Origin of the sequence: Paractinoplanes abujensis, from assembly GCF_014204895.1 — a bacterium.
Taxonomy (GTDB): Bacteria; Actinomycetota; Actinomycetes; order Mycobacteriales; family Micromonosporaceae; genus Actinoplanes; species Actinoplanes abujensis.
In genome coordinates, this window is sequence record NZ_JACHMF010000001.1 from 4,452,984 (window position 1) to 4,476,469 (window position 23,486).

The 23,486-nt window shown below is 71.2% G+C and carries 21 protein-coding genes; 4 read left to right on the forward strand and 17 right to left on the reverse strand.

Annotated features, from left to right (window positions below; all coding sequences use genetic code 11):
- Window positions 1–63: 63 nt before the first annotated feature.
- The 6 genes from BKA14_RS19985 to BKA14_RS20010 form a co-directional block, all read right to left on the reverse strand.
- Complete coding sequence (locus BKA14_RS19985; RefSeq protein WP_184952448.1) at window positions 64–1,605, reverse strand: amidase; 1,542 nt, start codon at window positions 1,603–1,605, stop codon at window positions 64–66.
- On the reverse strand, window positions 1,602–2,999 hold the full coding sequence (locus BKA14_RS19990; RefSeq protein WP_184952449.1) for an amidase: 1,398 nt from the start codon (window positions 2,997–2,999) through the stop codon (window positions 1,602–1,604). Before BKA14_RS19990 ends, BKA14_RS19985 begins: the two co-directional genes overlap by 4 nt.
- 3 nt (window positions 3,000–3,002) lie before the next feature.
- Entirely contained in the window at window positions 3,003–3,989 is a 987-nt protein-coding gene (locus BKA14_RS19995; protein ID WP_184952450.1) for a sugar ABC transporter substrate-binding protein, read from the reverse strand.
- A gap of 77 nt (window positions 3,990–4,066) precedes the next feature.
- The gene (locus BKA14_RS20000) at window positions 4,067–5,995 is read right to left on the reverse strand and encodes an FAD-dependent oxidoreductase (protein WP_184952451.1); all 1,929 of its coding nucleotides are present in this window, start codon (window positions 5,993–5,995) and stop codon (window positions 4,067–4,069) included.
- A gap of 134 nt (window positions 5,996–6,129) precedes the next feature.
- Window positions 6,130–7,179: an ABC transporter permease gene (locus BKA14_RS20005; RefSeq protein WP_184952452.1), complete on the reverse strand. Its 1,050-nt coding sequence runs from the start codon at window positions 7,177–7,179 to the stop codon at window positions 6,130–6,132.
- On the reverse strand, window positions 7,176–8,693 hold the full coding sequence (locus BKA14_RS20010) for a sugar ABC transporter ATP-binding protein (protein ID WP_203722395.1): 1,518 nt from the start codon (window positions 8,691–8,693) through the stop codon (window positions 7,176–7,178). Before BKA14_RS20010 ends, BKA14_RS20005 begins: the two co-directional genes overlap by 4 nt.
- A gap of 234 nt (window positions 8,694–8,927) precedes the next feature.
- Here BKA14_RS20010 and BKA14_RS20015 point away from each other — a divergent pair, with 234 nt between their 5' ends.
- Entirely contained in the window at window positions 8,928–9,725 is a 798-nt protein-coding gene (locus tag BKA14_RS20015) for an alpha/beta fold hydrolase (protein WP_184952454.1), read from the forward strand.
- Window positions 9,722–11,623 carry a GMC family oxidoreductase N-terminal domain-containing protein gene (locus BKA14_RS20020; protein WP_184952455.1) on the forward strand — a complete coding sequence of 634 codons (1,902 nt, stop codon included), beginning with the start codon at window positions 9,722–9,724 and terminating at the stop codon, window positions 11,621–11,623. The genes BKA14_RS20015 and BKA14_RS20020 overlap by 4 nt, the downstream gene beginning before the upstream one ends.
- Here the strand turns inward: BKA14_RS20020 and BKA14_RS20025 are convergent.
- From BKA14_RS20025 to BKA14_RS20055, 7 genes are all read right to left on the reverse strand, one after another.
- Window positions 11,604–12,410 carry an IclR family transcriptional regulator gene (locus BKA14_RS20025; RefSeq protein WP_184952456.1) on the reverse strand — a complete coding sequence of 269 codons (807 nt, stop codon included), beginning with the start codon at window positions 12,408–12,410 and terminating at the stop codon, window positions 11,604–11,606. The genes BKA14_RS20020 and BKA14_RS20025 overlap by 20 nt on opposite strands.
- 85 nt (window positions 12,411–12,495) lie before the next feature.
- On the reverse strand, window positions 12,496–13,419 hold the full coding sequence (locus BKA14_RS20030; RefSeq protein ID WP_184952457.1) for a zinc-binding dehydrogenase: 924 nt from the start codon (window positions 13,417–13,419) through the stop codon (window positions 12,496–12,498).
- Window positions 13,419–14,267 carry an alpha/beta fold hydrolase gene (locus tag BKA14_RS20035; protein ID WP_184952458.1) on the reverse strand — a complete coding sequence of 283 codons (849 nt, stop codon included), beginning with the start codon at window positions 14,265–14,267 and terminating at the stop codon, window positions 13,419–13,421. Before BKA14_RS20035 ends, BKA14_RS20030 begins: the two co-directional genes overlap by 1 nt.
- Before the next feature lie 117 nt (window positions 14,268–14,384).
- Entirely contained in the window at window positions 14,385–15,248 is an 864-nt protein-coding gene (locus BKA14_RS20040) for an alpha/beta fold hydrolase (RefSeq protein ID WP_184952459.1), read from the reverse strand.
- Complete coding sequence (locus BKA14_RS45150) at window positions 15,245–16,516, reverse strand: M20 family metallopeptidase (protein ID WP_184952460.1); 1,272 nt, start codon at window positions 16,514–16,516, stop codon at window positions 15,245–15,247. The genes BKA14_RS20040 and BKA14_RS45150 overlap by 4 nt, the downstream gene beginning before the upstream one ends.
- Window positions 16,513–17,439 (reverse strand): DODA-type extradiol aromatic ring-opening family dioxygenase, encoded by a 927-nt coding sequence (locus BKA14_RS20050; RefSeq protein ID WP_184952461.1) that lies wholly within the window; start codon window positions 17,437–17,439, stop codon window positions 16,513–16,515. Before BKA14_RS20050 ends, BKA14_RS45150 begins: the two co-directional genes overlap by 4 nt.
- Window positions 17,439–18,701, reverse strand: coding sequence for a Rieske 2Fe-2S domain-containing protein (locus tag BKA14_RS20055; RefSeq protein WP_184952462.1), 1,263 nt, complete (start codon window positions 18,699–18,701; stop codon window positions 17,439–17,441). The genes BKA14_RS20050 and BKA14_RS20055 overlap by 1 nt, the downstream gene beginning before the upstream one ends.
- A 169-nt stretch (window positions 18,702–18,870) precedes the next feature.
- Between BKA14_RS20055 and BKA14_RS20060 the strand changes: the two genes are divergently transcribed.
- Together BKA14_RS20060 and BKA14_RS20065 are read left to right on the forward strand one after the other, a co-directional pair.
- Window positions 18,871–19,839, forward strand: coding sequence for an NAD(P)/FAD-dependent oxidoreductase (locus BKA14_RS20060; protein WP_184952463.1), 969 nt, complete (start codon window positions 18,871–18,873; stop codon window positions 19,837–19,839).
- Between the two features lies 1 nt (window position 19,840).
- Window positions 19,841–20,182 carry a ferredoxin family protein gene (locus BKA14_RS20065; RefSeq protein WP_184952464.1) on the forward strand — a complete coding sequence of 114 codons (342 nt, stop codon included), beginning with the start codon at window positions 19,841–19,843 and terminating at the stop codon, window positions 20,180–20,182.
- Window positions 20,183–20,222: 40 nt separating this feature from the next.
- Here the strand turns inward: BKA14_RS20065 and BKA14_RS20070 are convergent, their stop codons facing one another.
- The 4 genes from BKA14_RS20070 to BKA14_RS45160 form a co-directional block, all read right to left on the reverse strand.
- Entirely contained in the window at window positions 20,223–20,966 is a 744-nt protein-coding gene (locus BKA14_RS20070; RefSeq protein WP_184952465.1) for a response regulator, read from the reverse strand.
- Window positions 20,956–22,245 carry a sensor histidine kinase gene (locus BKA14_RS45155; RefSeq protein ID WP_184952466.1) on the reverse strand — a complete coding sequence of 430 codons (1,290 nt, stop codon included), beginning with the start codon at window positions 22,243–22,245 and terminating at the stop codon, window positions 20,956–20,958. Before BKA14_RS45155 ends, BKA14_RS20070 begins: the two co-directional genes overlap by 11 nt.
- Complete coding sequence (locus BKA14_RS20080; RefSeq protein ID WP_184952467.1) at window positions 22,238–22,600, reverse strand: hypothetical protein; 363 nt, start codon at window positions 22,598–22,600, stop codon at window positions 22,238–22,240. The genes BKA14_RS45155 and BKA14_RS20080 overlap by 8 nt, the downstream gene beginning before the upstream one ends.
- A gap of 127 nt (window positions 22,601–22,727) precedes the next feature.
- Window positions 22,728–23,426 (reverse strand): response regulator transcription factor, encoded by a 699-nt coding sequence (locus tag BKA14_RS45160; RefSeq protein WP_184952468.1) that lies wholly within the window; start codon window positions 23,424–23,426, stop codon window positions 22,728–22,730.
- Window positions 23,427–23,486: the final 60 nt, after the last annotated feature.

Consider the following 23,486-nt stretch of genomic DNA (forward strand, 5'->3'; position numbering starts at 1 on the left):
CACGTGAACGGGGATGTCAGCGTGAGAGCGGGCCCCGGTCGCCGTTGACCGGGGCCCGCTGGTTCAGGGCCGGTGGGGTGCCACCGCGTCGCTCCGCCATTCTCGCCAGTCGCCGGAGCGTTCGAGGACGCCGGCGGCCCGGTAGAGGGTCGCCTCGTCCCAATGGCGGCCGACCAGCATCAGGCCGGCGGGCAGCCCCTCGCTGAGGCCGCACGGCACGGAGAGGGCGGGGTGGCCGGTGCAGTCGAAGGGCGCAGTGTTGACCACGGGGTCGAAGCCGGGGGCGGACATCTCGGCCCGGCTGGTGCCCACGGGTAGCGGCGGCGCGACGAACGGCACGGTGGGCAGCGCGAGCACGTCGACGTCGTTCAGGGCGGTGTCGTAGGCCTGCCGCGCGGCGCGGACGAGGTTCTGGGCCTTGGCGTAGTAGACGCCGCCGTAGACCTCGCGCAGGTAATGGCCCGCGATCAGGCCGGTCTTGATGGGCTCGGACAGCAGGTGGGCCCGGTGGCGCCAGGCCGAGTGGGCCCGCATCAGCGCGGTCGGGTTGAGGCCGGTGATGCCCGTCCAGGCGCCGTTGCCGTGCATGGCCACCTGAACGGTGCCCTCCAGGATGATCGCCGCCCAGACGTTCATCATCGTGCGGTGCTCGGGCACCGACACCTCGACGACCGTGGCTCCGGCCGCGGCCAGCCGGTCGGCGGCCGACCGGACGAGCCGTTCGACGCCCGGCTCGGCCAGCGGCTGCCCGAAACCCTCGGTGAGCAGGCCGACGCGCAGGCCCTTGACACCGCCGGTCACCGCGCCGAGGTAGTCGCCTTTGCGGACGCCGACTTGGCGCGGGTCGAGCCCGTCGGGACCGGCCAGCACGTCGAGCAGCAGCGCGTTGTCGGCCACGGTGGCGGTCATCGGTCCGACGTGGTCGATCGACGGGTCGACCGGCATGACACCCGTGTACGGCACGAGCCCGTGGGTCGGCTTGAGCCCGTAGATTCCGCAGTGGGCGGCGGGCACCCGGATGGAGCCGCCCTGGTCACCGCCCACGGCCATCGGCACCGCGCCCGAGGCGACCAGCACCGCGCTGCCCGACGAGGAGCCGCCGGCCGTGCGGGCCGGGTCCCACGGGTTGCGTACGGGCCCGTTCGCGCTGGTGTGGCTGCCCGCGCCGTAGCAGAAGTACTCGCAGTTCGCCTTGCCGGCCAGGTTTCCGCCCGCGTCGAGGATGCGGGTCACGATCGTGGCGTCGAAGTCGGGCGCGAAACCCTGCAACGTGGCCGATCCGGCGGTCATCGGCACCCCGGCCACGCCGACCGTGTCCTTGACGGCGATCCGATGCCCGGCCAGCGGCCCGGATGCGGCGCCGGCGATGTCGGTGCGGACGGCCCAGCCGTTGTACGGGTCGTCGGCCGGGGCCGGACGGTGGCCCGGGGTGCGCGGATACCGCACCGGGGGCAGCGGCTCGGCCAGGGCGTCGAGCCCGCCCAGCAGCTCGATGATGGGCGCGATGTCGGCCCGTACGGCGGCGACGCCGGCGTCGGTCAGCGGCAGCCCCAGGTGGTCGGCGGCGGCCCGGACGTGCCGGTCGGACGGTCCGGTGATAGTCATGCGGTGACCCCGCTCCACGGGTGCGCCGCCTCGAGCTGCCCGGCCAGCGCGAACAGCGTTTCCTCCCGGCCGTAGGCGGCCGCGAACTGCACCCCGATCGGAAGGCCCTCCGCAGACAGTGCGGCCGGCACCGCCATGGCCGGCTGGCCGGTGGTGTTGAACTGCGGCGTGAAGCAGAGGATGTCGATGGAGCGCTGAACGCCGTCCGGCCCGTCGAACAGCCCCAGCTCAGGCGGCGGGTTGGGCACGACCGGGCTGAGCAGCAGGTCGTGGCCGCCGGTCCACCACGAGGCCATGCGGCGGCGGAAGTCGTCGCGCCAGACCTCGTGCCGTACGTATTCGGCCGCCGACACCTTGGCTCCCTGCTCGGCCCACCACCACGTCACCTCCTCGCACTCGTCGCGGCGCAGCGGCCGTCCGGCCATGGCGGCCAGGTCGTCCATCAGCACGGTGACGCTGGGGCTGAGCAGACCCAGCCAGTGCTCGAGGTAGGCGGGGTCGGTCATCGCCGCCGGGTACGCCTCCTCGACGTGGTGGCCGAGCGCGGTCAGCCGGTCGGCCATCCGCCGCACGACCGCGTTCACCTGCGGGTCGACCGGGTAACCGTGCACGTCGTCGACGAGCATCACGCCGATCCGCAGCGAGCCGGGATCGGCAGTCACGGCGTCGAGGAAGGTCGTGGCCGGCCGCGGCGCCACCACCGGGTCGCCGGACTGATAGCCGGAGATGGCGTCGAGGGCGGCCGCGCTGTCGCGCACGCTGCGGGTGATGACGCCGTAGATGTTGTGTGCGGCCAGCGCGTCGCCCTCGTCGGGTCCGGCGCTGACCCGGCCCCGGCTGCTCTTGAAACCGAACACTCCGCAGTGCGACGACGGCATGCGCAGCGAGCCGCCGCCGTCGGTGCCCTGGGCCACGGGCACCATGCCGGTGGCGACCGCGACGGCCGAGCCGCCCGAGGAGCCGCCGGGCGACCGGGTGAGGTCCCACGGGTTGCGGGTGGGGCCGGTGGCGCGCGGCTCGGTCGTGGACACCAGGCCGAACTCGGGGGTGTTGGTGCGTCCGAGCACGATGAAGCCGGCCCGGCGCAGCAGCGCCGTCACGTGCGCGTCGTGGGTTGCGCGGTGGCCGAGGCCGCGCAGGAAGGCGTTGCCCTGATGGTCGGGGTCGCCGGCGCTGCCGCTGCGCAGGTCCTTGAGCAGGATGGGGACGCCGCGGAACGGTCCGTCCGGCAGCGGGCCCGCGGCCTCGTCGAGGGCCTGCTCGAAGCGGCGGTGCACGACCGCGTTGACCCGGCCGTCGAGCTCCTCGATCCGGCGGATCGCCGCGCTCACCAGCTCGGCCGGGCTGGCCTCGCCGGAGGTGATGAGCGCGGCCATCGCCGTAGCGTCGATCACGTCTTACTTCTCGGTGACCGGGATGGTGGCCAGCGTGTAGCCGAGGGTCGCGGTGTCCTTGTACTCGGCGATGTTGGCCTGGCTCCAGTACTTCGCCGTCACCACGTAGTTCTTGCCGGTCACGCCCTTCTTGGCGTCGTCCATGGCCTTGATGACGGCCATGCCGGTGGCGTACGAGTCCGGGTCCCACGTGCCGCTGAGCCGGCCCTGCTTGATCGCCTCGATCGCGTCCGGGTCACCGTTCGAGCCCTGGATGATGATGCCCTCGGTGGTGCCGTCGGAGATCTTGCGCCCGGCCCGGGTGGCCGAGGTCGACGCGCCGATGGCCGACGAGTCGTTGTACGACCAGACCGCGTCCACGTCCGGGTACTTGGTGAACGTGTCGGCGGTCAGCGACGCCGCGTTGGCCGAGGTGTCCTTGGTGTTGTCGATCTGGGCCAGGATGGTCAGCCCGGCCGCCTTGGCCGCGTCGCTGAAGCACTTCACGTTGGCCTGGATCGACGGCACCGGCGGGCCGCCCATGACGATCACTTTGCCGCCGGGGCGGGCGTCGGCGATCTGCTTGGCCGCCTGCCGGTACGGCGACTGGTCGTCGTCACAGCGGTTGACGCCCCACCACACGGTCGAGGAGACGTTCGCGCCTTCCGAGTTGACGCCGATGACCGGGATGTTGGCCGCCTTGGCCTGGGCGTAGGTGCCCTCCATGGCGCCGGAGTCGAGCGCCCAGAGCCCGATCGCGGCGGCCTGCTGCTGGATCATCGTCTGCACGTTGGAGACCTGCTGGTCGGCCGAGAGGTTGGCGTCGATGACGTTGACCTCCCAGCCCAGTTCCTTGGCCCCGGCGTTGAGGCCGTTGGTGACGATCTGCTGGCCGGGCTGCGAGGCCACCGGGCTGGAGTAGGCGACCTTGAGACCGCCGGTGCTGCCGGAGGCCGAGGCGTCGTCGCCCCCGCCGCAGGCGGTGGTGCCGAGCAGGGCGGCGACGCCCATAAGCGAACAAGAGGTAATTTTCCACCGGGAAATGGGCATGACGGTTCCTCCGAGGGGTGAGGGCACGAGCGCGAGCTTTAGAGAGACTTGACGAGGGCCGAGGCGGTCCGCTCGGCCAGCGCCATGACGGTGATCATGGGGTTGACGCCGGGCGCGGTCGGCAACGCGGACGCGTCCCCGATCCAGACGCCCGCGACGTCGTGAAGCTGTCCCCAGCCGTCGGCCACCGAGGTGGCCGGGTCGGCGCCGAGCCGGCAGGAGCCCATCTGATGGGCGGAGAAAGCGGTGTGGTCGTTGATCGGCGAGTCGGTCAGCTGCTGCAGATAGGCGTCGAAGTCCTCACCGCTGCGCCAGCGCTGGTCGCTCCAGTGGAACGTGAAGATCTCGGTGGCGCCGGCCTCGCGGTGCATCCGGGCCAGTTCGGTGTGCGCCCGTACGGCGATGCGGTGATCGACGTCGTCGTCGAGGTTCCAGTGCACGGCGGCCCGCCCGTCGGCGTCGAGGTAGACCTCGCCGCTGCCGTGGTCGTGCGAAACCCCGTGCCAGGTCGCGAAGTAGGGCAGCCTGCGCAGCTGGTCGCGGGTCGTGCGGCCGTCGGTGAACGGGGACTGCCCGGCCCACGTGCCGGGGTTGAGAGCGAGGCTTTCGACCAGGAAACCGCCGCCGTCGACGACCCGGGTCAGGTCGAAGCTGACGGCGGACTGGATCTGACCGTGCCACGCCTCGACCGGCTCCTCGTAGACGCCGGTGACGATCCAGGCCGGGTGCAGCGTGAGGTTCTTGCCGACCGCGGGGCCGCCGATGCCGGAGCGCAGCAGCACCGCGGGCGATTCGATGCCACCGGCCGCGACGACGACGTGGCCCGCCGAGACGGACAGCGACGTGGAACCGTCGACGGTGGCCAGCACACCCGTGGCGCGCCCGTCCGCGGTGACGATCCGGTCGACGTGCGCACCGACCACGACCCGCGCGCCCGCGTCCACGGCGTCCTGCAGGTACGTGTGCAGGGTGGAGCGCTTCTTGCCCTGCTGACAGCCGGCGTTGCAGTAGCCGCACATCGTCGCGTCGTCGTCCGGCGCGGCGTTGCGGGGCAGCCGTTCGTGCCGGTACCCCAGCGAGGCCAGGCCGGTGATCATGGCCCGGGTGTTGGCGTTGTACTGGGTGGCGTCGGTGTTGACCCCGATCCGGTCCCACACCATGTCGGTGAACTTGTCGAAGTCGGGTCCGTCCAGACCTTCGAGCCCGTACGAGGTCCAGAGCTCGCGGATGTGCTGCGGCGTGCGCAGGCACACCATCGAGTTGATCACCGTGCCGCCGCCCAGGGTCGCGCCGGCCAGCACGCCCATCTGCCCCGAGGACGACCACAGCGAGCCGCCCCGCAGGAACATCGTGGCCGCGCCGATCGAGTCGATCTGCCGGAAGTCGGCCTCGTTGCGATACTGCGCGGCCTCCAGGACGAGCACCGACAGCCCGGCCTGGGCCGCGCGGGCCGCGATGATCGCGCCGCCCGCACCCGAACCGATCACCACGACGTCGGCCTCCAGCTGGGCCTCGCCGGCGGGCAGCGACACGAGCGGGAAGTTCTTGGGCGCGGCCGGGGGCTTGGTGGCCGGGCCGGGATAGCCCAGCGCCGGCCACGCCGGGTTGGTCCCGGTCTCGTCCACGGCTCCGACCAGCGTCGCGAGGGTCATGGCCTTGAGCTGCCGTACGCCGAGACGCAGCCGCATGGACTCGTCGGCCACCGCCAGCAGCGTCGCCGTACGGGAATCGAGGTCGGCCGTCACGAAGTCCGGCCCGAGCCGATCCAGCAGCTCGGCGATGGCCCCGCGAGTAAGCACGTCGAGCGACCCGACCGCGCCGGCCACGGCGACGTCGATGCCCCGGGCTCGGGCGCCGTCGCGGTAGAACGCAGCAGTGGCCTCGTCGACGCCTTCAGGGGCGCTCAGGGACGGCGCGAACGTGTCGCAAACCGCCTGGATGATCGCCTGGTCCTGCACTTGCGGCATGGAGTCCTCCGTCGCGTCAGCCAACCGGGCCGCGAAGCCCGGCCGGCGGTGGGGCATTGGTGCGTGTCGCGCAAATCCGAAAGAAGCGATTCGGGCGGATGAAGAAAGGGCGGAAGGGGCAGGTCGGCGGCGGTTCAGGATGAGGCTGGGGTCCTGCCCCGATTGAACCGCAACCAGCCCCGGTCGCGGGCCACTCCGAGCGCGACCGCGACGATCAGGACGACGCCGTTGACCGTGCCGCGCCAGAACGTCGACACGTCGCTCAACGTCAGACCGTTCTGGATCACGCCGAGGAACAGGACGCCGAGGACCGTTCCGCCCACGCCGCCGTCGCCGCCGGTGTAGGCCGTGCCCCCGATCAGCACCGCGGCCACGACCGTGAGCAGCAGCGTGGAGTCGATGCCGGGGCTGGCGCCGGTGAGCCGGCCGACCTGGATCAGGCTGGCCACGGCGGCGGCCAGGCCGGCGATCAGGAACACGCTGAGCGTCGTCCGGGCCACGTTGATGCCGTTGAGCCGGGCCGCCTCGCGGTTGGAGCCGAGCGCGTAGACGCCGCGCCCGAAGGTCGTGTAACGCAGCACCAGGGCGGCCACCACGACCAGGACCACGTCGAAGATCAGCAGGTAGGGAAGCCCGGCCACCCGGCCGTTGACCAGGTTGTAGATCGGCTGGAAGCCCTCGATCGAGAACACGTTGATCGTCTTGCCCTGCGACATCACCAGCGCCGCGCTCTCGAAGATCGACAGCGTGCCCAGCGTGACGACCAGGAAGGAGATCTTCACGTACGAGATCAGGACACCGTTGACGATGCCCAGGAGCAGACCGACGGCCAGCGCACCGGCGACCGCGACCCAGGCGCTCATCCCGTGTTGCAGCAGCATCCCGTACGACATGCCGGTGACCGCGGCCGCCGAGGCGGTGGACAGGTCGAGCCCGCCCGAGATGATCACGAAGGTCGCGCCGACCGCGAGCACCAGCACCACGCTGTTGCTGGCCACGATGTTGGTGATGTTGCCCCAGGTCATGAAGATCGGCTGGGTGATCGACAGGTAGACGACCAGCAGGATCAGGCCGGCCAGCACACCGGTGGTCTTGCCCGACGCCCGCCACACGGTGGTGAGCAAGCCGGGCGACGAGGGCGCCTCGACCTTCGCCGGCGGACGTATTTGCGTGTCCTGACTCATGAAGGCTCCTCGGAGTGGACGTGCCCGCTGACCGCGATCGCGTTCAGCACCTCTTCCTGCAGCTGCTCGCCGCTGACCTCGCCGCGGACCGCGCCCTGGAAACAGACCAGGACCCGGTCGGCCAGGCCGATCAGCTCGGGCAGCTCGGAACTGATGATCACGACGGCGGCGCCGCTCTCGGTCAGCTTCTGCAACAGGGCGTAGATCTGGCTCTTGGAGCCGACGTCGACGCCGCGAGTGGGCTCGCTGAGCACGTAGACCGGGCAGTCCAGCGCGAAGATGCGTCCGAGGATCGCCTTCTGCTGGTTGCCGCCGGAGAGCTGCGTGATCAGCTTGGCCGGGGACGAGGTCTTCACGCCGTACTCGGCGATCGCCTCCCGGACCCGGCGTTTTTCCGTACGGGTGGGCACCACGCCCAGCTTCGACAGCTTGGGCAGCCACGTCAGGGTCATGTTGTGGGCGACGCTGCGGGTCGGCAGCAGGGCCGCGCGTTTGCGGTCGTCGGGCACCAGGCCGATGCCGGCGCCGAGAGCGCGGCGCGGGTCGCCCAGCGCGACGGCCGTGCCGTTGACCCGGACGTCGCCGGTGGCCGCGATGGCCCCGCCCAGGGCCATGCCGAGCTGGGCCTTGCCCGAGCCGACGAGCCCGGCGATGCCGACGATCTCGCCGCTGCGCACCTCGAACGAGGTGGGGGCGAGCGCGCCGTCGGCCGAGGCCAGATCGCGCACCTGCAGCACCACGTCGCCGGGCACGCAGTCGCGGGAGCCGTAGTAGTCGTTGAGCTCGCGGCCGACCATCATCCGCACCAGCTGGGACTCGGGCGTCGAGGGCAGCGGGACCGTGCCGACCAGTTTGCCGTCGCGCAGCACCGCGGCCCGGCTCGCCGTCGCGTACAGCTCGGGCATCCGGTGCGAGATCATCAGCACCGCCACGCCGCGCTCGGCCTGGTCCCGTACGAGTTCCAGCAGCCGCTCGGTGGCGTGCTCGGACAGCGAGCTGGTGGCCTCGTCGAGGATCAGCAGCCGGGCCTTGGAGGAGACCGCGCGGGCGATCTCGACCTCCTGCTGCAGCTCCACCGACAGGTCACCCACCTTGGCGTCCACGTCGACGTGCACGTCCAGCGCGGCCAGTTCCTCGCGGGCCCGGCGGCGCGCGGTCGCCCAGTCGATCACCCGGCCGCGGCGGGGCAGCCGGCCCATGAAGACGTTCTCGGCCACGGTCAGCTGCGGGGCCAGGGTCAGCTCCTGGCTGATCATCACGATGCCCAGCTGGAGCGCGGTGGCCGGGTTGGCGATCACCGTCTCCACGCCGTCGACCAGCACGGTCCCGCCGTCCGGCTGCTCGGCCCCGCCGATGATCTTCGACAGGGTCGACTTGCCGGAGCCGTTCTCGCCGGTCAGGGCCACGATCTCGCCGGGACTGACGGTCAGGCTGGCGTTGTCCAGGGCGAGCACGCCCGGATAGCGCTTCGAGACGCCGCGTACCTCGACCAGAGGCGCCGCACTTGCGTTCACCTGCGTACCTCCCTGGGGGTTTGTGAGTTCACCCACCGGCAACCGGATTGGCGCTCACCTTGGCACCGGCGCGTTACCGGCCTAAGCGACCTGTTCCGCTGAACGGACTGTGGCCGGAACGCGACGTCCGGAGATTTGGAGCAGGAGTCCGGTGAACGGACCGTCAGGAAGGCGCGCGTAACCGCGGAGGCGTGTTGTGGAGACCCAGACCACACTTCGACGGGAGAACAGCCGATGACCCGTGGGTACGCGGCCACACCGTACGGCCAGATGCACTATGCCGAGCTGGGCGAGGGTCCGGTTCTGCTGCTCCTCCACCAGACACCCCGCTCGTACGACGAGTTCCGCGAGGTGCAGCCGCTGCTGGCCGCGGGCCACCGGGTGATCGCCATGGACATGCGCGGGTTCGGGCTGAGCGCGCCGCTGCCGGCCCCGCAGACGATCGAGGCCATCGCCGAGGGCGCGTTCGCGCTGCTGGACGCGCTCGGCGTCGAGCGGGCCGCGGTGCTCGGGCATCACACCGGCGGCGCGGTCGCCATCGAGATGGCCGCGGCCGCGCCGGACCGGATCGGAGCGCTCGTGTTGTCGTCGGCGCCGTGGACCGATGCCGCCTACCGGGAGGGCCACGCCGGCGGTCCGGGGGTCGACGAGGCCGAGACGGCCGCGGACGGCACGCACCTGACCCAGCTGTGGGCGCTGCGGCAGCCGTACTACCCGGCCGGGCGGCCCGACCTGCTCGACCGCTTCGTCCGCGACGCGCTCGCGCCCGGGGTCGATCCGGCCGAGGGGCACATGGCCTGCGCCCGCTACGTCATGGAGGACCGGATCGGCCTGGTCACCGCGCCCGTGCTGCTGATCGGCGCGGCCGAGGACCCGTTCGCCCTGCCCGACGTCGAGCGCCTGCAGAAACACCTGACCAACGCCGTACGGGTCGAGACCACCGTGATCGAGGGCGGCACCATCCCGCTCATGGAGCAGAAGGCCCCCGACGTGGCGGCCGTGACCCTGAAGTTCCTCGGAGAGCACGCATGAACCCGGAAATTGTGAAAGCCGTCTGCGACACCCTGGTCCCCCGTGTGCCGGCCGCCGCCGGCGACAGTCCCGAAGCGGCCACCTTGCTCGGCCTGAGCGCATCGGACCTGGGCATCGACGCGATCGCCGCTGCCGTGATCCCGATGCTCGCCCCGCACGTACAAGACAAGATCACGACGACGCTGGCCGCGCTGGGCGACGACTTCGCCGCGGCCGGCGACGAGGAGCGAGCTCTTCGCTGGCGGTCCGCCCTCGAGAACGCCGGCACCTACCCGGGCGCGATCATCCTGCAGAGCACCGTGCTCGCGATGTTCTACACCGGCCCCGACGCCGACGCCAAGAACCCGACCTGGCCCGCGATCGGCTACCCGGGCCCGCTGCTGCCCACGCCGAGCGAGGCCGAGTTCCCCAAGACGCTGCGCACCATCACCGCGGACGACGACCTGACCGCCGACGCCGTCGTGATCGGCTCCGGCGCGGGCGGCGGTGTGGCCGCGGCCCGCCTGGCCGAGGCCGGGCTGCGGGTCCTCGTCCTGGAGAAGGGTTCCTACCGCAACGAGCCCGATCTGCCGCAGCTGGAGGCGCTGTCGTTCCCCAACCTCTATCTGGGCGGCGGTTTCCTCTGGTCGACCAGCGCGTCCGTCGGGTTGCTGGCGGGCTCGACGGTCGGCGGCGGCACCACTGTCAACTCGATGGCCTGCCTGCCCACGCCCGGCTACGTGGTCGACGAGTGGCGCGAGCGCGGCATGAAGGGGCTCGACGACTTCGACGAGCACGTGCGCGCGGTCATGGAGCGGATCAACGCGAAACCGTCGAACACCGTGCACAATCGCGTCAACGAGATCCTGATCCGCGGTTTCGAGGCGGCCGGGCTGGCCTGGGCCACGCTGGCCCGCAACGCCAAGGACGACGAGTCGCGCTACTGCGGCGAGTGCAACGCGGGCTGCCTGGTCGGGTGCAAGCAGTCGACCATGAAGACGTTCCTGCAGGACGCCAGCGACCACGGCGCCCGCCTGCTGCCGGACTGCGACGTGCGCGAGATCCTGCACGAGGACGGGCGGGCCTCCGGCGTACGGGCAACGATCGGCGATCGCGAGGTCGAGCTGCACGCGCCGATCGTCGTCGTCGCCGCGGGTGCCCTGGCCAGCCCGGCGCTGCTGCTGGCGTCGGGGATCGGCGGCCCCGAAGCCGGCCAGAACTTGCACGTGCATCCCTCGTACTTCATGAGCGGGGTGTTCGACTCCGACGTGCGCGGCTGGGAGGGGCAGATCCTGACCAGCGTCAGCCACAACTACGAGCACGTGGCCGGCGAGCACGGTTTCGTCGTGGAGGCGGCCCCGATGGGTCTGGGTTTCTGGACGGCGCTCACCCCGTGGCAGGGCGGCGAGTCGCACAAGCGCGAACAGCTGCGGCTGCGGCACGTGTCGGGTGTGTGGGGTTTCGCGCGGGACCACGGCTCGGGCCGCGTCGAGCTGGGCCCGGACGGCATGCCGCTGATCCACTGGGACCTGAACGACGACGTCGATCTGGAGGTCGTGCGGCGTTGCCACGTCGAACTGGCGAAGTTGTTGCGCGCGGCGGGCGCACGCGAGATCTTCACGTTCCTGCCGGGTGATCCGCGATGGCGGGAGGGAGAGGACTTCCAGGCGTTCCTCGGCACCCTGGCCGCGCTGGAGGGGCCGGACGTCCTGACGTTGTCGGCGCACCAGTCGGGCACCTGCGCCACGGGCACGGTCGTGGACGGCGAGGGTCAGCTCTTCGATGTCCGGGGCGTCTATGTGGCCGACGCTTCGGCGCTGCCCACCGCGCCCGGCGTCAACCCGATGGTCTCGATCGAGGCGTACGCGGCCAAGACCGCGGGGCACATCGTGGCGGCGCTCAGATCTCCTGCGCGCTGAGCAGCTTCGTCATCCGCCGGCCGACCAGGTTGAGCAGGCCGACGTAACGATCGACCTTGGCCCGCGTCGTCGGGGCGGTCACCGAGAGGGCCGCCACGACGGCGCCGGTCGCGCCGGTGAGCGGGATGGCCACGCTCATGTAACCGATCCGGGTCTGCTCGAACTCGGCCACGAAGCCCTGCTCGCGGGCCTTCTGCAGCTCCTGGGCGAGCAGGCCGGGGGCCACCGTGGTGCGCGGCGTGACCCGGGTCAGCGGGGCGGTCATCACCTCGTCGAGCAGGTGCCGCGAGCCGAACGCGAGCAGCGCCTTGCCGGTCGCCGTGCAGTGCAGCGGCATCCGCCCGGCCACGCGCGAGGGCCGGCTGATCTGGGCGTGCTCCCCCGACACCTTGTCCAGGTAGAGCACTTCGAGGCCGTCGGCCACGGCCAGGTGCGCGGTCTCGTGGGTGGCCTGCACCAGATCGATCATCAGCGGGCGGGCCAGGTCGCGCAGGATCCGCTGGCGGGGCACGCGCTGGCCGATCTCGAAGAGCCGCATGCCGAGCCGGTACTCGCCGTTGCGGCGCTCCAGCAGCCCCCACTGCACGAGCTCCTGGCTGAGCCGGTGCACCGACGCCTTCGCGAGGCCGGTGCGCCGGGCCAGTTCGCTGAGGCTGAGCGTCTCGTCGTCGAGGCCGAACACCTCGAGGATGCGGCGCACCTTGCCGAGCACGCTGTTGCTGTCGGGGGCGGGATGAGGGTCGCGAGGGTCGGGCTGAAACAGGCAGTTCGCTGCGGGGGCCTCCATCACCTGAATCTCGTCGCCCGCGTCACACTTATCAACGAAACGGTCCGGCCAGCGGAACACGTCCCGCCAGCCGGACCACCCCGTCTCAGAACGAAAGAACCGCGCGACCCCGTACGTGTCCCGACCGCATCCGCGCGATCGCGTCCACCGCGTCCGCCAGCGGGACGCTTTCCACCGCCACGCTCAGCTCGCCCGCCGCCAGCCGCTCGATCAGCGCGGGCGCCAGCTCCCGGGCCCGGCGCTCGTGCCGGATCATGTTGACCGGCAGCAGCGCCACGTCGTCGAGCAGCCAGCTCGGCAGGTCGATGGTGACCTCGGTGCCGGCCACGTAACCGATCACCACGGCCCGCCCGCCCTGGCGCACCCAGCGGCTGCGCCCGACCAGGCCGTCGCCGCCGAGCGTGTCGATCAGCAGGTCGAAGGGGCGGTCGTCGAACGCGCCCAGCACGACACCGGTGACACCGTCGGGGACGAGCGCGAGCTGATCCTCGCGGGCGACCAGGCCGGTCACCTCGGCCCCGGCCAGCCGCGCCTGCTGGGCCACGCTGGCCCCCACGGCCCCGGCCGCGCCGACCACGGCGACCTTCTCCCCCGGCTGCAGCTTGGCCACGTCGTGCAGCACGACCGCGGCGGTCGTGGTGGGCACGAAGAACGTCGCCGCCACCTCGGCCGGCACCCCGGCGTCGACCACGGTGACCGCCTTGCGGGGCACGCTCACCCGCTCCTGCCAGGTGCCACCGCGCAGCAGGCCCAGGCCCGCGCCGCGCAGCATCACCTGGGTGCCGGGCTCGAGGTCGTCCGCCTCGACGACCACGCCGCTGCCCTCGACCCCGCCGGTGTAGGGCAGCGGCGGCTTGAGCCCGAACGTGCCGGACGCGACGGTGAGGTCGAGGTGGGCCAGCGCGGCCGCGCGCACCTGCACGAGCACCTCGCCCGCACCCCGTACGGGCTCCTCGATCTCGTCGACGACCGGGTCCTGGCCCCAGTCGTGGAAGCGCAGCGCGCGCATCAGGCGGCCTTGGCCAGGAACTCGAGGCTGAGCGGGTTGTAGATCGCGGCCTGCTCGTGCTGCGGCCAGTGACCCGTGTCCTCGAACAGCTCCAGCCGCGAACCCGGGATGGCCTCGTGCATGGCCTGAGCCTCGGGCACGTCACCGAACGGGTTCTTGCGGCCCCAGACGATCAGCGTGGGCTGGGTGATCGCGCCCATCTGCTCCTCGGTCAGCAGGTTGCGCTGCCGGATCTCCATCTTCTGCAGCGAGAGCAGGTTGTCGATGTTGGCTACGAAGTCGGGCTCGTGGTAGATCCGGTGCCGCACGTCGACCAGCTCCTCGGTCGCGTTGACCGGGTCGGCCATCAGCAGCCGCAGCCGCTTGCGGGTCAGCTCGACGTCGTCGGTCGCCACGGCCTGCCGGGTGCTGGAGTCGATCCGCTGCATCACCTCGGGGTTGGCCACGGTGCCGCCCGCGCAGAGCAGCTGCAAGCTGGCCACGCGGCCGGGGAAGTCGACGGCGGCGCGCGCGCCGACCCAGCCGCCGAGCGACTCGCCGACGATGTGCGCCTTCTCGATCCCGACGGCGTCGAAGTAGTCGAGCAGGTGCTTCACGTACAGCGGGATCTCGTACGGGTGGCCGGGCTTGCCGGTGTAGCCGTGGCCCAGCATGTCGATCGCGTGGACGGCGTAGTGCTCGGCGTGCGGCACGATGTTGCGCGTGAACGCCTCGAGGTGCCCGCTCGTGCCGTGCAGGAACACCACCGGGGTGCCCTCGCCGGCCCGCAGCGTCCGGGTCCTCACGCCGCCCGCGTCCACGTACGAGAGCGAGAACGGCACTGGCGTCAGGTCGGTCCAGATGGACATGGCAGGCACTCCTACGGCTGGTTGATGCGGTGGACTTGGGTGTTGCTGCGCTTGGCGAGCTCGCGCCCGGCCACCACGAGCAGGGCGGCCCCGGCGAGCGAAAGCAGAATCTTCATGTCAGTCCTTGTCTCGGCGGGCCACGTCGGCCAGGAAGGCGGCGACCACGGCGTGGTAGCGCTCGGGCTGCTCCTCCTGCAGGTGATGGGACACGTGGTCCATCACGTGCAGGTTGCCGTTGGGCACCATGCGGGCCAGCATCATCGGGTAGTCCGGGGTCAGGAACGCGTCCTCGCGGCCCCACATGAACAGCGTCGGCGCCTGCACCTGACCCAGCTCGGCGGTGAGGTCCTGCCACTCCCCGCGCGGCGAGTCCGACATCGCGGCCAGCGCGCGCTCCTCGGGATCGAGGCTCTGCTCGTAACGCATGTCGAGCGTCTCGTCGGGCAGCTGGTCGCCGTCCCACCACTCCAGGCGGGTGATCAGCTGGCGCATCTTCTCGCGGGTCGGGCCCTCGCCGCCGTAGTAGACGTCCCGAGCCGTACGGCCGCGGTGGCCGTTCTCGGGCAGCGGCGCGAGGGGGCCGTAGAAGACCGGCATGCTGCCCGTGACGACCAGCGACCGTACGCGGCCGGGGTATTTCGCGGCCAGGTTGAGCGCGATCGTGCCGCCCCAGGAGTTGCAGACGAAGTCGGCCCGCTCGATGCCGAGGGTGTCGAGCAGCTTGACCTGGCTGGCCGCGTGGAAGTCCCACATGGGCCCGGTGATGCGCACCTTCTCCGACTTGCCGTACTGCAGGATGTCGGGGATCACCACCCGGCGGTCGGCGGCGAACAGCTCGGCCACGGGACCGAAGTCGCTCCAACCGGTGCAGCCGGGGCCGCCGCCGTGCAGGAAGACGGTGTCAAGCCCCTGACCCATGTCGAGATAGTGGTAGCTCGCACCACCCGCGTCGGCATACTTGCCCTCGGGCGCCTTGCTCATCGTTCCTCCTCGGAGTTCGCGACCGCGACCCGCGCCAAGACCTCGCTCAGCCGGCGCATTTCGGTCACCTGGACGGTGTTCATGCCGAGCGCGAAGTCGATGCCGGGCAGCGGCGCCTTCGGCATGCCGACACGCGCGGTCGGGATGCCACGGGCGCGCAGGATGTTGGCATCGGTGGCCCCGCTGTTGTCGGGGACGGGCGTGTGCTCGCGGCCCGACGCCGCCTCCCACGCGCGGATCGTCTCGGTGATCACCCACGCGCCGGGGTCGGTGGCGGACGCCGGGATGTGGTTGACCAGCTCGCAGTCGATCTCGGCGGCGAGCTCACCGGCCACTCCGCGCAGAAAGTCCGCGAGCTCACGACGTACGGCCAAAGGCTCTTGACCTGGCGCGAGCCGAATGTCCAGCCGAACGCGGCACGCGGCCGGGGTCACCGCCGGCATCCGTTCCCAGCCGCCGGCGATCGAGCCGATGATGCCCTGGGGCGCGGCGGTCGAGGTGCGGTGCCGGGCCGGGAAGTCCGCGAGCCAGCGTTCCAGGCGCGTGATCACCTCGGCGGCGGCGACGATCGGGTTGGAGTACGGGAGCCGGTGGCGGCTCCCGGCGTACGTGTGAATGCCGTTGACCGTCAGCTCGAACCAGCAGAGCCCGACCTCGTCGTGGGCCACGAAGTCGCCCGGTTTGGCGATGATCGCGTGGTCGGTGTACCAGCCGCGCTCGAGCAGGAACGACGCCCCGACGCCGTGGCCGGTGTTCGCTCTCCGGGAATCCAGCGCGTTGGTCGGCATTCCCCCCGCGCCGAAAGCGAGCACCAGATCTCCCTTGGTCTCCGCGTTCGTCGCTGCAACCGCCTCCGCGTACGCCTGACCGACGACCAGCACGCACGCCGCGTGACCCTTGGGATTGCCGGCACCGAGACCCTGCACGTAATCGCCGTCGACCGTGGGATCCGGCCGCATGTCCGGACGCAGCCCGGGCCCGATCCACGGCACGTCCTCGTCTTTGTCGCCCGTCGTCAGCGTGTCGATCGGGGCGTAGAGCATGAGGTCGCGGCCGGTTCTTGCGCTCCGCACGCGGCCCACGGCGTTGGCTTGATCGGTGTCGATGCGCTGGACCTGCCCCGACATCTCTGACATCTGGGCAGCGAGCCACTCCGCCAGCGGCGCCTCACGGCCCGTCGGGCTGGGGATCGAGGTGACCGCCACCGCCGCCGCCCGCAGCCGCTCGGGCGTGATGCGGCGCAGCACCTCCTCGAGGAGGTCGCTCACGGGCGGATCACTCCGACACCCATGCCGGTCAGCCACTCGGGCATCGGGCTGTAGGCCAGGGTCCGGCCCGGCGCGAAGCCGAGCGCGGACGCCATGGTCAGCCACGTACGGATCTCCTGGCCGCCGTTGCCGGCCTCCTCACCGATCCGGGCGGTCGTCCAGTCGGCGTAGTGCGCGAGTTCGCCGCGGTCGAGGCGGCCCAGGAAGGCCTCGTCGAACTCGGGGAACAGGGTGGGCCGGGCCCCGACGATGATCTCGCGGCGGCGCTTGTCGTACTTCTCCCACTCGCCGCGGCCGTTGCGCCACGCCTCGACCAGGAACTCCTCGTCGTCACCGTCCGGGTCCTGCCAGCGGCTGGGCCAGGGCAGCTGGTGGCTCAGGCCGCCGCTCGCGATGACCACCGTACGGCGGTCGCTCTTCTCGACGGCCCGGGCGAGGTTGGCGCCCAGCTCGACGCAGCGCCTGACGGTCGGCAGCGGCGTGGCGAAGACGTTGACGACCAGCGGGGTGACCGGCACGTCGAGGTCGCGCAGCAGGTACTGCACGGCGTGGCTCTGGCCGTGGTCGATCGTCATCTTGGCGCTGATCGCGACCTCGGTGCCCCGCTCGACCAGCTCCTCCGCGAGGGCCTGAGCGAACGTGGGATCCGACTTCTGCGGGCCCTTGGGGGTGCCGCCGTCGCCCGCCGCGATCACCTCGTCGACACCCAGCGTGAACGACGGGATCAGGTCGAGCCAGAAACCGCGGAAGTGGTTGGAGCCGATGATCACGACGTTGTCCGGGCGGGCCTCGGCGATCGCGTCGCGAGCCGTCGCGAGCGCGTCGCGGAAGCGCTCGGCCCGGTCGATGCCGGCCACCTTGTCCCAGTGGGTGTTCATCAGCGTCGAGTGCGAGGCCGCGACGCCGAGCACGATCCCGCCCATCAGCGGGTCACTTCCGGCTTGCCGTGCTCGGCGGTGATGCCCTGCTCCCGGAGTCGCTCGACGCGCTCCTCGGTGACGTCCTCGGCCAGCTTGCGCCACTGCAGCAGCGACTCGTCGGGCCGGTAGAGGCGCTCCGGCGGGGCGTCGGTGACCTCGACCATCCACTTGTCCTGGCCGGAGAACTCGCCGTGGAACAGCCAGCGGATCGCGCCCAGGTATTTCGCGTAGAACGGCAGCGTGGCCGCGCCCTTGGCGAAATTGACCATCACACCGACGTACAGGTGGTTGTCCGCGTCGACCGGAACGTAGAACTCGTAGTGGATGAAGCCCGGATACGCGATGCGCAGCACGCCCGGCATCGAGATCGACGCGAAGCCCGGGAACTCCTGAGCCGCGATGACCTCGTTGACCTTGGCCGCGCCGCCGGTGTTGCCGATGTTGCGGTTCGCCGTCGCTCCCGGCTTCTTCTTCGACGGGTCGATCTTGTACCAGGCCTTGCCGCTCCACGTGCCGAGGCCGGGGAAGTCGGCGTCCCAGTACTGGTTGTCCTGCACACGGTAGATCCAGCGGCCGCGCTTGACGATCCGCGTGTCGTTGTGCACCGGCATCGCCTTGAAGAGCCGCCACAACGCCGTACGGTGCAGGTACTTGGCATGGCCCTCGTCGTAGCCGTTCTCGGCCGCGAACCGCCAGTTGCCCTCGCGGGGCTGGATGCGGGCGCCGATGACGGCCGCGTTCTCGACGAGCTCCTCCGGCAGCTGCTCGTCGATCGGCGGGGCGTCCTCGCCGTCGCCCACGAACAGCCACACCATGCCGAGCCGCTCGGCGGTCTCGAACGTGGGCTGGGTGACCTTGCCGCAGATCGGCGAGTTGGGGCCGTCGGTGATGGCCGCGGCCAGGTCACCGGTCTTCAGGTCGAACGTCCAGCCGTGGTAGACGCAGCTGACCGTGCCCGGGAACTGCTGGTTGCCGTAGCTCAGCGGCACCCCGCGGTGCGGGCAGCGGTCCTTGAGGGCGTAGACGGTGCCGTTGTCGCGCATGACCATGATCCGCTCGCCGAGCAGCGTGATGCCGGTGGGCTTGCCGGTGATCTGCGACGAGAACGCCACCGGATACCAGTAGCCGCGGAACCCGGCCTTCGCCTCCTGGTAGTGCGGCCAGCTCGACCAGTCCTGCCGTCCGGGCAGCCGGCCACGCCGCGAGGGACGCGAGGGGCGCCGGGGGCGTTCGGCCCGCGGGGCCGGCGTGCTTTCTGCGACCATGGTGCGACTCCCATCGTGCTGTTGCGATGGCGTGGAGCGAATCACCTCTCCCGGCCGGGTCCCAGCCTTCGAGTCCACCCACCGAAACGCGTTCCGCTCAGCGGTCCACGGTCCGCTCAGCGGTCTCCTTTGATAAGAAACGCGGCTCCGGCTCCTTACGGTCCTGGCCATGGAACCCACCACGACGATCCACACGGATCTGGTCATCGTCGGGGCCGGACCGACCGGCCTCTACGGCGCGTTCTGCGCCGGCTTCCGCGGCCTGAGCACCGTCCTGGTCGACGCGCTGCCCCAGGTGGGCGGTCAGATCGCCGCGCTCTACCCGGAGAAGGTCGTGCGCGACGTGGCCGGGCTGCCCGCCGTGACCGGCCGTGAACTCGTGGACGGGCTGGCCGCCCAGGCCGACGCGTTCGGCACGCGCTACCTGCTGGAACGGCAGGCGGTGGGGATCGGCCACGAAGCCGGGCGGCCGCAGCTGACCCTCTCCGACGGCACGATCGTCGACGCCGGGGCGGTCGTGCTGACCGCGGGCATCGGCACGTTCACGCCGCGGGCGTTGCCGGCCGGCGAGGAGTTCCTGGGCCGGGGGCTCTCCTACTTCGTGCCCGACCTGAGTGCGCACACCGACCGCGACGTCGTGGTGGTCGGCGGCGGCGACAGCGCCATCGACTGGGCCAACGCGCTGGTGCCGCTGGCCCGCTCGGTCACGGTGGTGCACCGCCGGGCCCGGTTCCGCGCGCACGCCGCGTCGATCACCGAGGCCGAGCAGGCCGGGGTCGTGTTCCGCACCAACTGCGAGGTGTCCGAACTGCTCGGTGGTGACCGGCTCGAGAAGGTGCGCATCGGGGACGAGCTCGTCGAGGCCGACAGCGTGATCGCCGCGCTCGGCTTCATCTCCGACCTGGGGCCCCTCGCCGACTGGGGTCTCGAACTGTCCGGCCGCACGGTCGTGGTCGACCAGCGCATGCGCACCAACCTGACAGCCGTCTTCGCGGCCGGCGACGTCACCGAATACCCCGGCAAGGTGCGGCTCATGTCCGTCGGCTTCGGCGAGGTCGCCACCGCGGTCAACAACGCCGCGGTCGAGTTGGACCCGTCCGCCTCGATTTTCCCCGGCCACTCCACCGAAGGAGCCTGACATGCCGTACGTGATCGGCAAGGACTGCGTCGACGTCAACGACCGCGCCTGCATGGACGTCTGCCCCGTCGACTGCATCTACGTCGGCGACCGCAAAAGCTACATCAACGCCGCCGAATGCATCGACTGCGGCGCCTGCGAAGTCGAATGCCCGGTGGAAGCCATCTTCGTGGACCGCAAAGCCCGCGGCGACGAGGAACGAACCCAGTTCGTCGAGGACCAGAAGAACTTCTTCACCATCGTCCTCCCCGGCCGCGACACCCCGCTCGGCGCCCCCGGCGGCGCCCGCAAGGTGGGCGAACTCGGCGTGGACACCCCGTTCATCGCCGACTACGACGCCTAGCTGTCGTTCGCCGGCCGCCTCCGTGATCTGGTCACACCGGTCATCGCACGAAATGAGCCGTCCTCGGCCGGTAGACGCGCCGCGGTGGTGGCCGATCACCGGGCGCGATGAGCCGGGTATGGAAGGCCGCCGCCGTCGCCTGCGCGCGGTCCCGCAGATCCAGCTTCATCAGCACCCGGCCGAAGTGCGTCTTCACCGTCGCCTCACCGATGAACAGCTGCCCGGCGATCTCCGTGTTCGAGAGCCCGTGACCGACCAGCGTCAGGACCTCCCGTTCGCGGGCGGTCAGCACGTCGAGCTCGGCGGAGGTCGGTGCGGTGTCCTGCGGGCGGCTCGCGAACTCCCGGATGAGCTGTTTGACCACCGCCTGGTCGATCCACGCGTCGCCCGCGCCGACCTGCCGGACCGCGGGGACGAGCTGCGTGCCCGCCGCGCTTTTCAGCAGGAACCCGGAGGCGCCGGCCTGCAGCGCCCGGCGCACCATGTCGTCGACTTGGATCGTCGTCAGGATGAGGACCTTCACCGGGTCGTCCGGATCGCTGAACCCGTCGCTCGCGATGACCCGGGTCGCCTCGATACCGTCGGTGCCCGGCATGCTGATGTCCATCACGACGACGTCCGGTCGCAGCTCGGCCGCTCGGGCGATGGCGCCGTCGCCATCCTCCGCCTCGCCGACGACGGCGATGCCGGGCTCGCCGAGGAGCAGCAGGCTCAGGCTCGACCGCACGAGCGGGTCGTCGTCGACGACCATGGTGCGGATGATTCCGTCCGGGTCAGAGGGCATGTTGCGGCTCCAGGCCGGACAGGGGCTCCGGGTGGAAGCCCGTGGTCGCGATCGGCTGTGCGGGAACGGTGATCGGCAGGTGCGCGACGACCGAGAACCCGCCCTCCGGCCGCGGCCCGTACCGGAGGGTGCCGCCGGCCTGGCGGATGCGCTCGTGCTGCCCCCGCAGGCCGTTACCGGTGCTGAACCCGGCGAGCGCCGGGGCGGGCTGCCCGTCACCGTCGTCGTCGATCTCGATCCGGAGGTCGTCGGCCCAGCGGAGTGTCACCCGGGCCCGGCCGCCCACCCCGGCATGTTTGATGCTGTTGATCAGGGCTTCCTGGATCAGCCGCCAGCCGGCCAGATCGGTGCCCGCGTCGAGCACGCGCGGTGTGCCGGTGACGGTGAGGGTCACGTTCAGGCTGTCCAAGCCGACCTGATCGAGCAGGTCGGCAAGGCGGTTCAGTCGTCCGGACTGCTCCGTGACCGCCGCCTGCTCCGGCGGGGCGTCGCCGCCGGCCCGCAGGATCAGCAGCATCTCCCGAAGCTCGTCCATCGCCTGGGTGCTGAGGCTCTGGACCCGGTCGAGTGATTCCTCGGCCGCGGCGGCGTCGGTGCGCAGCAGCTTGGCGGCGCCGGCGGCCTGCAAGGCCATGTGGGTGACCGTGCGGGCGATGACGTCGTGCAGTTCCCTGGCCACGGTCAGCCGGACACGGTTGGCGGCCTCCTTCGTCTCGGCTCGGCGGCGGAACTCCAGTTGCTCCATGTGCGCCCTGCTCGCCCTGCGCCCTCGGCCCGCGCCCCACGCCCCGAAGGTGACGAACCCATACATCGAGGCGACCAGGGGCAGGGTCGTCGAGACCGGGTCGATGGACACGGCCACGATGTAGGCGACGGTGAGGGCCACGGGCACGGCCGCGATCGCCGGTGCGACGTAGACCGACCGCCCCTTGCCGCCGGCCGCCACGGAGTAGAGAGCGAGCCACACGCTGATGATCGGGAGATAGGCCGGCGTGGGCAGCGAGGTGAACGACAACGCGCCGAACACGACGCTGTACCCGGAGATGATCGCGAGCACGAGCAGCGGCCGCTTCTGCCGCCCGAGCAGCACCAGGCCGGCGAGCGCGGTACACGCCAGCATGAGGCAGACCGACCACAGCGGCGGGCGTGGCCGGTCGGGCGCGCTCCAGTCCCAGCACACCCAGAGATCCAAGGCGATCGCGCCGATCGCGGGGGCGATGTCACCGGCCCGCGACAGCCGGACCCGGCGCAGCGCGGTGGTGGTCGTGGGCTCAGCCACAGCAGGCCCCCAGCGCCGTGAAGGGAACGCCGCGGACGGGCTCGAGGGACCGGGCGAAGTCCAGACCGACGTAAACGCCGAGTTCGCCCAGGAAGTGCTCGCGCCGTGGGCCGCGCGGCCCACGGATCGGCCCGTGCTCATGCGCCACCTCCGGGAATCCTCCGGACAGCGACTTGGTGGAGTTCAACCCGAGATCGAGTCCGGCCAACCGGGCCCCCGGCTGCACCCCCGCGGTAATCTCCGGCACCGGCTCGGCCGCATGCGCACTCGCGCTCACGCCCAGCACAACGCCGCCCGTGAAAGCCGCCACCGTCGCCAGACGCGCCAAAACCGGCGAGCAATTTCGCTGAGCCACTACGACTCTCCCTTTCCAACCGAAGCACAATGCCGACGCACCCATCACATACCGTTGGCGCGGCCCGGTAATCAGTTTTCAGTAGTACGACCGTGGTATGACCTCGCTTCACGGAAAAGCGATCACATCAGGGCCCCTGCCGCACGTACCGGTAACCGAATCCGCGGACGCACTCGACCGGCGAGTCCGCCGTGCCCGGCCAGCCCAGCCGCCGCCGCAGCCGCAGCACGGCGAACTTCACCCGCTCCTCGCCGATGCCGGTCGGGTCGTCCCAGACCAGCTCCAGGAGCCTGCGGTGGGACAGCACGATCCCGGCGTTGCGGGTCAGCGTGGCCAGCAGCCGGAACTCGACAGGTGTGAGCCGCACCGGACGCCCGTCCGCGACGATCGAACGGCGCGCCGGATCCACCCGGAGCCGGCCGTCCTCGAAGGCGTCGTCCGCCCAGCGTGCGGCCGGTACACGCCGCAACAGGCGCTCGGCCCGGGCCAGCAGCTCGACCGGCCGGATCCCCCGGCCCACGCAGTCGTCGGCCCCCATCCGCAGGCTTCGCACGACGTCGTCCTCGCCACCGGCCGGGGTCACCATGATGACCGCGACGTCGCTGATCTCGCGGACCCGGCCCAGGGCGTGCCAGCCGTCCGGGTTCGTCAGCCCGGCGTCGATCAGGACCAGATCCGGCTTCATGGCATACATCGTCCGCAGGCAGGCGCGCCCGTCCGGCTCGTGGTGGACGAGATGCCCGGCGCCTTTGATCGCGGCCCAATCGTTTCGCGGCGCGGCCACCAGAATGCGCGCGGAACCGCGCCCGCCGTCCCCATCAGCCATTCCCGTTCCTCTTCGCTCGCCCGGGGTGCCCCACGCGACCCCGGCGATTTCACAATGCAG

What these genes read in the sequence shown, in the direction of transcription:
- BKA14_RS20040 (WP_184952459.1), bottom strand. Translation starts at nt 15,248, where the DNA reads ATGAGCAAGGCGCCCGAGGGCAAGTATGCCGACGCGGGTGGTGCGAGC.
- BKA14_RS20000 (WP_184952451.1), bottom strand. Translation starts at nt 5,995, where the DNA reads ATGCCGCAAGTGCAGGACCAGGCGATCATCCAGGCGGTTTGCGACACG.
- BKA14_RS20055 (WP_184952462.1), bottom strand. Translation starts at nt 18,701, where the DNA reads ATGGTCGCAGAAAGCACGCCGGCCCCGCGGGCCGAACGCCCCCGGCGC.
- BKA14_RS20020 (WP_184952455.1), top strand. Translation starts at nt 9,722, where the DNA reads ATGAACCCGGAAATTGTGAAAGCCGTCTGCGACACCCTGGTCCCCCGT.
- BKA14_RS20050 (WP_184952461.1), bottom strand. Translation starts at nt 17,439, where the DNA reads ATGGGCGGGATCGTGCTCGGCGTCGCGGCCTCGCACTCGACGCTGATG.
- BKA14_RS45160 (WP_184952468.1), bottom strand. Translation starts at nt 23,426, where the DNA reads ATGGCTGATGGGGACGGCGGGCGCGGTTCCGCGCGCATTCTGGTGGCC.
- BKA14_RS19995 (WP_184952450.1), bottom strand. Translation starts at nt 3,989, where the DNA reads ATGGGCGTCGCCGCCCTGCTCGGCACCACCGCCTGCGGCGGGGGCGAC.
- BKA14_RS20035 (WP_184952458.1), bottom strand. Translation starts at nt 14,267, where the DNA reads ATGTCCATCTGGACCGACCTGACGCCAGTGCCGTTCTCGCTCTCGTAC.
- BKA14_RS20070 (WP_184952465.1), bottom strand. Translation starts at nt 20,966, where the DNA reads ATGCCCTCTGACCCGGACGGAATCATCCGCACCATGGTCGTCGACGAC.
- BKA14_RS20060 (WP_184952463.1), top strand. Translation starts at nt 18,871, where the DNA reads ATGGAACCCACCACGACGATCCACACGGATCTGGTCATCGTCGGGGCC.
- BKA14_RS20005 (WP_184952452.1), bottom strand. Translation starts at nt 7,179, where the DNA reads ATGAGTCAGGACACGCAAATACGTCCGCCGGCGAAGGTCGAGGCGCCC.
- BKA14_RS20015 (WP_184952454.1), top strand. Translation starts at nt 8,928, where the DNA reads ATGACCCGTGGGTACGCGGCCACACCGTACGGCCAGATGCACTATGCC.
- BKA14_RS20025 (WP_184952456.1), bottom strand. Translation starts at nt 12,410, where the DNA reads ATGGAGGCCCCCGCAGCGAACTGCCTGTTTCAGCCCGACCCTCGCGAC.
- BKA14_RS19985 (WP_184952448.1), bottom strand. Translation starts at nt 1,605, where the DNA reads ATGACTATCACCGGACCGTCCGACCGGCACGTCCGGGCCGCCGCCGAC.
- BKA14_RS20065 (WP_184952464.1), top strand. Translation starts at nt 19,841, where the DNA reads ATGCCGTACGTGATCGGCAAGGACTGCGTCGACGTCAACGACCGCGCC.
- BKA14_RS20030 (WP_184952457.1), bottom strand. Translation starts at nt 13,419, where the DNA reads ATGCGCGCGCTGCGCTTCCACGACTGGGGCCAGGACCCGGTCGTCGAC.